The organism is Leptodesmis sp. (assembly GCF_052746595.1).
In genome coordinates this window covers 21,175-27,658 of the sequence record NZ_JBRAGO010000061.1, presented here as the reverse complement: position 1 = coordinate 27,658, position 6,484 = coordinate 21,175, and the positions used below count along the sequence as shown (strand labels likewise).

The 6,484-nt window shown below is 49.5% G+C and carries 7 protein-coding genes; 5 read left to right on the top strand and 2 right to left on the bottom strand.

Annotated features, from left to right (window positions below; genetic code table 11):
• The 5 genes from ACUVQO_RS14265 to cysW all read left to right on the top strand — a co-directional run.
• A partial coding sequence (locus ACUVQO_RS14265; RefSeq protein ID WP_445926518.1) for a KGK domain-containing protein occupies positions 1 to 492 on the top strand: 492 nt, incomplete at its 5' end.
• A 26-nt stretch (positions 493 to 518) separates the two neighbouring features.
• Positions 519 to 1,508, top strand: a complete 990-nt coding sequence (locus ACUVQO_RS14260) for a carbohydrate kinase family protein (RefSeq protein ID WP_445926517.1) — start codon at positions 519 to 521, stop codon at positions 1,506 to 1,508.
• Between the two features lie 158 nt (positions 1,509 to 1,666).
• On the top strand, positions 1,667 to 2,146 hold the full coding sequence (locus ACUVQO_RS14255; protein WP_445926516.1) for a CYTH domain-containing protein: 480 nt from the start codon (positions 1,667 to 1,669) through the stop codon (positions 2,144 to 2,146).
• Between the two features lie 192 nt (positions 2,147 to 2,338).
• A complete protein-coding gene (gene cysT, locus ACUVQO_RS14250) occupies positions 2,339 to 3,190 on the top strand; it encodes a sulfate ABC transporter permease subunit CysT (RefSeq protein ID WP_445926515.1) in 852 nt (283 codons plus the stop codon).
• Positions 3,180 to 4,064 carry a sulfate ABC transporter permease subunit CysW gene (cysW, locus tag ACUVQO_RS14245; RefSeq protein WP_445926514.1) on the top strand — a complete coding sequence of 295 codons (885 nt, stop codon included), beginning with the start codon at positions 3,180 to 3,182 and terminating at the stop codon, positions 4,062 to 4,064. Before cysT ends, cysW begins: the two co-directional genes overlap by 11 nt.
• Positions 4,065 to 4,188: 124 nt before the next feature.
• On the opposite strand, the gene ACUVQO_RS14240 is transcribed toward cysW, so the two are convergent.
• The gene (locus tag ACUVQO_RS14240; protein WP_445926513.1) at positions 4,189 to 4,836 is read right to left on the bottom strand and encodes a response regulator transcription factor; all 648 of its coding nucleotides are present in this window, start codon (positions 4,834 to 4,836) and stop codon (positions 4,189 to 4,191) included.
• Positions 4,837 to 5,163: 327 nt separating this feature from the next.
• Positions 5,164 to 6,483 carry a dihydroorotase gene (locus ACUVQO_RS14235; RefSeq protein ID WP_445926512.1) on the bottom strand — a complete coding sequence of 440 codons (1,320 nt, stop codon included), beginning with the start codon at positions 6,481 to 6,483 and terminating at the stop codon, positions 5,164 to 5,166.
• Position 6,484: the final 1 nt, after the last annotated feature.

Genomic DNA, 6,484 nt, shown 5'->3' with positions numbered 1-6,484 from the left:
CGATCTTGGGAAGCCCGCACCGTATGCGTAGCATTGGTGTCGGGAGGATGTCACATGAATTTCAATACCGCGTTAGGTGGCCTGGATGACCAAGCCATCCTGGTCTTCAACAACACAACTCATAGTGTTAAAGAGTTACGATACGCGATCGATGTTGCCACGTTAAGCGATCTGCCGCAGGAATTAGTCGAGTCTTTGAGATCTCAGGGAATTCAAATCGAGCTTGGCACTACAGATATAAATGGCCACTGGCAACCGCTGCAGGAAACAACCTGGTTTCAAACAGGAGTGGATTGCAAAGTGCAACAACCTGATACTTCGGTCATGCAATCTGGCAAGCTGAAACTTAAGATTAGTCTGGAGTTTTGTCCGGATGAGGTGAAGCAGCGCCCAGAGGTACCGTTTGCTTCTACGGTGCCGCCTCTAAAATCGGCTCCAGCCCCTAATAAAGTTTGTGGTAAACAAGCAGCGGAAGTACCGCTACTGGGCTAAAATCAGCCTGTCGTCCAGATTTGTTGATGGTTGTGACCTCTCCCCGTGTTTTGTGTCTTGGTGAAATTCTTTTTGATTTTCTCTCTAATCAACCTGGTTTGACCTATGAACAGGTGCAATCGTGGATACCGTATCCCGGAGGTGCTCCCGCGAATGTTGCCTGTGCTTTAGTTAAACTAGGAACACCGAGCGGGTTTATTGGCTGTGTTGGACAGGATGACACCGGAAACACCTTGGTGAAATTGTTGCAGGATGTTGGAGTCAATACCGATGGAGTCCAACGTCATCCAACAGCTCCTACACGGGGAGTGTATGTTATCCGATCGCAAACGGGCGATCGATCCTTCGCTGGCTTTGGAGACAACGATACTACTAAGTTTGCCGATACTCAGTTAAAAGCTGACCAACTTCCAGTGCAGTTGTTTGAAACGGCTAGCGTGTTGGTTCTGGGAACGTTGGAACTAGCTTATCCGAACAGTCGAGCAGCAATTTTGCGAGCGCTGGATCTGGCGGATCAGTATTATGCCAAAGTCTTACTGGATGTAAACTGGCGACCTGTTTTCTGGCCTGATCCAACCGTTGCTCTGCCAATCATTCGAGAAGTCATGCAGCGTACCGATTTCCTCAAACTGTCTGATGACGAAGCTGAATGGTCGTTTGAAACTACCGATCCGGGAATTATTGCCCACCGCCTGGATTCGGTGGAAGGAGTTTTGGTCACGGCGGGCGAGAAAGGATGTTCTTACTTCTTGAGCGGTAATGAAGGCCAGGTCCCAGCATTTGCAATGGAAGTGGAAGATACGACCGGTGCTGGTGACAGCTTTGTGGCTGGATTTTTACATCGATTGGTGCAGCAAGATCTGAAGGCATTAGCGAACCCAGATAAGGCTCACGAGATCGTTACCTATGCCAGTGCGGTCGGAGCCTTAACCACTACCCGCGCCGGAGCGATCGCGGCTCAACCCACGGCTGCAGAAGTAGAAGCCTTTTTGCAACTGAAACGCCAACCGAGCTAGACAAAATTTTGAATTAGACCTTGTCTAAGTCCAGAACCGTAGTTTCTCTGATCGGAAAATGACCGTTTTTTTAACTGGACTTGGTTTATGAATTATGGGTTATGAATTAAGAGAGGCCAACTTGCAAGTCTTAATTCCTAATTCCTAATTCCCTTCCTATGCCGACAGAAATCGAACGTAAATTTTTAGTGACAGGCGATCGCTGGCGATCGTTGGGAGAGGGGAAGCCCTACTGGCAAGGGTACCTAACCGCGACTCCGGAACGCTCGGTGAGGGTGCGAATTGCAGGGGATGAGGGATTTTTGACGATTAAGGGAAAGACGGTGGGTGCGGCACGGTTGGAATATGAGTACGCAATTCCAGTTGACCATGCCAGGGAAATGCTGCAGACTCTCTGTATTCAGCCCCTGATTCAAAAGATTCGCTATCGGGTGGAGTGGGAAGGGTTACTCTGGGAGATTGATGAATTTGCGGGAGAAAACCAGGGGCTGACTATAGCAGAGGTGGAACTAGCCAATGCTGACCAGGCCATTATCTTTCCGGATTGGATTGGTGAAGAGGTAACCCACGACTCACGCTACTACAACTCTAACCTGGCACAACGTCCGTTTAGCCAGTGGGGCAGTGGGGAACGCTGAAAGAGTTTCGCGTTCGCATTCCTTCACTCTTTACTCTTGCATTTTGAAACAAAGATGAAGTTGTAGAGATGAGATTGTAGACTGAATTACTCATGGTAATATACGGTAAACCTATAAGATTATCGTAATTTGCAATTAAAGGCCCTGGCAAAGTCTCTTGTTGCGTCCAGTTCTGATTATTTCTAGCACCCCATGGCAGGAACTTCTCCTCCCCTTTCCTCATCTCGGCATTCCCAGAAGCTAATCACCCGTATTCCCTGGTTATGGGTGATCACGATCGGGTATCTCTCCATCATGCTGTTTCTACCCACTTCAGCATTGTTGATCAAAGCAATGACTGAAAGCCCTGGCAGCTTTTGGAAAATTGCCACCAGCCCGATCGCGTTATCGGCCTATGAGGTTACCTTTGTCACGGCTCTAATGACTGCCCTCATCAACGGTTTGTTTGGCACTCTAGTCGCCTGGGTACTGGTGCGCTACACCTTTCCCTTTAAACGCCTGATTGATGCAGCCGTTGATCTGCCTTTTGCCTTGCCAACTTCAGTAGCTGGCCTCACTCTGGCAACGGTTTACAGCGACAAGGGTTGGCTCGGCTCCTTACTCGCTCCTTTTGGAATTAAGATTGCCTTTACCCGGTTGGGGGTGGGAGTAGCCATGTTGCTGATTTCGTTGCCTTTTGTGGTGCGGACGGTGCAACCTGTGCTTTCGGAGATGGACAAGGAAGTGGAAGAAGCTGCCTGGAGCCTGGGTGCATCACGTTTTCAGACCTTTTGGTGGGTGATCTTGCCACCTCTGATGCCAGCACTGCTGACTGGTGTAGCTTTGGGATTCTCCCGTGCAGTTGGGGAATATGGCTCGGTCGTGATTGTGGCTTCAAATACTCCGTTCAAAGATTTGATTGCCCCCGTTCTGGTATTCCAACGGTTAGAGCAGTATGACTACTCCGGTGCTACGGTCATCGGTGCGGTGCTACTGGCTATTTCCCTACTGTTGTTGTTCTTGATTAATCTTCTACAAGCTTGGGGGCGACGGTATGATCGGTAGCTCGAATCAACCGACAAGTAAACCTGGGACTACCAGGCCGTTAGCTGCAAATCGAGAAAGTGTCTGGTTTGTTACCGTTTTGATTCTGATTGCGATCGCCTATCTATCCCTGGTGCTCTTCGTCCCCACGGCAAATGTCTTTGTACAAGCTTTTAGCAAAGGAATTGGGCCACTCCTGGAAGACATGAAGTCTCCTGATTTCCTCAATGCAGTGAGACTGACCTTTATCATTGCGCTGATCTCCGTTCCGATAAATACGGTATTTGGATTATGTGCAGCCTGGTTAATTGCCCGCAAGCAGTTTCGGGGACGAGCGTTTGTAATTAGCATTTTGGATGTACCCTTTTCCGTTTCCCCTGTAGTCGCAGGGCTGATGATTATTCTGCTGTATGGCCGCAATGGTTGGTTTGGCCCATTCCTTGAACAGATCGGTGTGAAAGTAATTTTCGCTCTGCCAGGAATGATCTTAGCAACGGCATTCGTGACACTGCCCTTTGTGGCACGTGAAGTGATTCCAGTGCTGGAAGAAACCGGAGCAGATCAGGAAGAAGCCGCTAGAACTTTAGGAGCCAGTGGTTGGCAAACCTTCTGGCGAGTTACCCTACCCAATATTCGCTGGGGTTTGCTGTATGGGGTGCTGCTCACCAATGCCAGGGCTATGGGAGAATTTGGTGCTGTCTCGGTCGTTTCCGGCAACATCATTGGTAAAACCCAAACCTTACCTCTCTATGTGGAAGAGGTATATAAGCAGTATCAGACAGAGTCAGCCTTTTCGGCAGCCATATTATTGGCGCTGTTGGCCTTGGTCACCCTGGTTCTGAAAGAAATCCTGGAGCGCAAAACCCGGATTAAAGATGTCGATGAAGAGGCTTAAATGGCTGTTTCCAACTCTTCAAATGCAGCAGAAGATTCTGGGGGCAATCGCCCCTCCACTCTAACGGTCACCACTGGATTGCTATTCAGAGTCAAACAGACGGTCAGTAAAAGAACTTTGTACCTCAGGCCATATTGTTTTCGATCGCCCACCGGGCTAGTTCCGTCCGGTTGTGTAAGCCTGTCTTTCCTAACATATTGCTGACGTGGCTCTCGATCGTTCGCTGACTGACATTCAGTTCTTCAGCAATTTCCCGATTGGCCATCCCCCGGGCAACAAACTGCACAACTTTCAATTCAGTTGGAGTTAGCTCAACGTCAAAAGGAACTTGAATTTTAGGAGCACTGTCGGCAGTTCTACCGGGCCGCTCAGACATACGGGCGGCCTGCTTAAGGGAAGATTCCACTTGGGCCACCAGTTCTTCCGGCTCAAACGGCTTCACCATATACACATCGGCTCCCGTATTAAGTCCCTTCACTCGATCTTGACTTTGCCCTTTTGCAGACAGGAATAAAACGGGAATCCAACTGGTACGGGGATCTTCACGCACATGACGCACCAGAGAGTACCCGTCCATTTCTGGCATCATGACATCGCAAATGATCATATCTGGAGTCTCATATTCTAAAACTTCCAGGGCTTCTCGACCATTTTCTGCCGTAACCACCTCATAACCCCGGAACTCCAGGTAGTCCTTGACTAACAGAATCAGGTTAGGGTCATCGTCAATTAGCAGCAGTCGCCTGTGATTTCCTACGCTGGTTTCTTTCATGCTGTGCTACTCACCTACTCCTGGATATTAACGATTTGGGGCACTGGACGCTGACTAAAAATTACGGAAACTTTGCTAGACATTACTACTAGATATTGCTAATAGAGAAAGTGGCTTCCAACACAGGTGTTTTTCAAAACCCTGTCCCCATTTTAGAGAGCCTGTTAAGGATGACTTTACCTTAAACAAACCTTATATGCTAGCAAAGTCATCGACTTGGTGACTCCGTACTGTACCCTATTATATTTCTCCTGATTAGAAAAGTTAATTGAAGCTTTGACCGATCGCTTCATCACATCATCTACTCTCCAATTCTCAGACCCTCAGTTATCCTGTTCCTTGGGAAGTACTCGGACACCAGAGCTTGATGACCTGCCCCGTGATTGCCTGATCCAACCAGGGAGTGTTCATCGATCGAGACTTGAGAGTCTGAGAGTTCGCTGTCCAGGATTGGTACGGGTTAAACAAGACGATTTCTGCTGCCTGACCAGGGGTAATGCTGGGAGGTGCCTGGCATAAGCACAAAGCAGGACGGGTGCTGAGAGTTGCCCATAACTCCAGGGCTGACCACTGCCCGGTAGCAACCAGAGTTTGCCAGAGTAGGGGGAGCGCTAGTTGTAACCCGATCGCGCCTGGAGGTGCTTCGGCAAAGGCCACAGTTTTTTCTTCATAGGTGTAGGGAGTATGGTCAATAGCGGTCGCATCCACTACTCCATCCTTTACGGCTTGAAGCAATGCCTGTTGATCTGCAGCTGTTCCCAGGGGTGGATTTAGCCGCAGACTTGGGTTGTAGCTGCCAATCGACGCAGTATTAAGTAATAGGTGCATCCAGGTAGTACTGGCAGTAATGGGCAATCCTCGCTGCTTTGCCAATCTTACTAATTCCACACTTCGGGCTGTTGAAAGTCGCATCAGATGCACCGGGGTTCCCACTTCCTCTACACACTCCAGCACGGCGGCGATCGCAGTTGTTTCCGCGAGCGCCGGAATTCCTGGCAATCCGAATACGATAGAATCGTGCCCTTCCCGCATCACTCCATTGCCGACCAGTTGAGGATCACAGGGCCAGAGGGCGATCGGTCGGTTGAGAGGACGTAAATACTCCAGCAATCGGCGGATCAGGAGTAAATTGGCAATGGGCTGACCATCGGCAAATCCAGCAATCTCCAATTCTGCCAGTTCCGCCAGTTCCGTCATTTTTTGTCCCTGGATGTCTTGAGTTAAGGCAGCCCAGGGGTAGAGGGAGGGCAGGGAATTGGAAATTGGAAATTTGGAATTGGGAATGTGCTGCAGGTTCGTCTGCCACTTTTCTTGTAACCAGGTGATGGTAGTGGGAGTATCCATCGCCGGAACAGTATCTGGCAGAATCGCTAAACGAGTGAAGCCTCCAGCTGCAGCAGATTGCATGAGAGACAGGAGGGTTTCTCGCTCTTCAAAACCAGGTTCACCGGAATGGCTGTATAAATCAACCAGACCGGGGCCAAGCACCCATCCCTGAGCATTGTGAATTTGGGTATCTGCCGGATAGTCAGAGATGGCATCGGCGATCGCACTGATCTTACCTGCCTCAATCAACACATCAGCCACCCGATCTGTTTGGGAAAGTGGATCGAGGATCCTGACTTGTTGAAGCAGCTCGTTGGACATA

Excerpts from the sequence above, each read along its gene's own strand:
- ACUVQO_RS14260 (WP_445926517.1), top strand. The coding sequence starts at position 519 with ATGGTTGTGACCTCTCCCCGTGTTTTGTGTCTTGGTGAAATTCTTTTT.
- ACUVQO_RS14255 (WP_445926516.1), top strand. The coding sequence starts at position 1,667 with ATGCCGACAGAAATCGAACGTAAATTTTTAGTGACAGGCGATCGCTGG.
- cysT (WP_445926515.1), top strand. The coding sequence starts at position 2,339 with ATGGCAGGAACTTCTCCTCCCCTTTCCTCATCTCGGCATTCCCAGAAG.
- cysW (WP_445926514.1), top strand. The coding sequence starts at position 3,180 with ATGATCGGTAGCTCGAATCAACCGACAAGTAAACCTGGGACTACCAGG.
- ACUVQO_RS14240 (WP_445926513.1), bottom strand. The coding sequence starts at position 4,836 with ATGAAAGAAACCAGCGTAGGAAATCACAGGCGACTGCTGCTAATTGAC.
- ACUVQO_RS14235 (WP_445926512.1), bottom strand. The coding sequence starts at position 6,483 with ATGTCCAACGAGCTGCTTCAACAAGTCAGGATCCTCGATCCACTTTCC.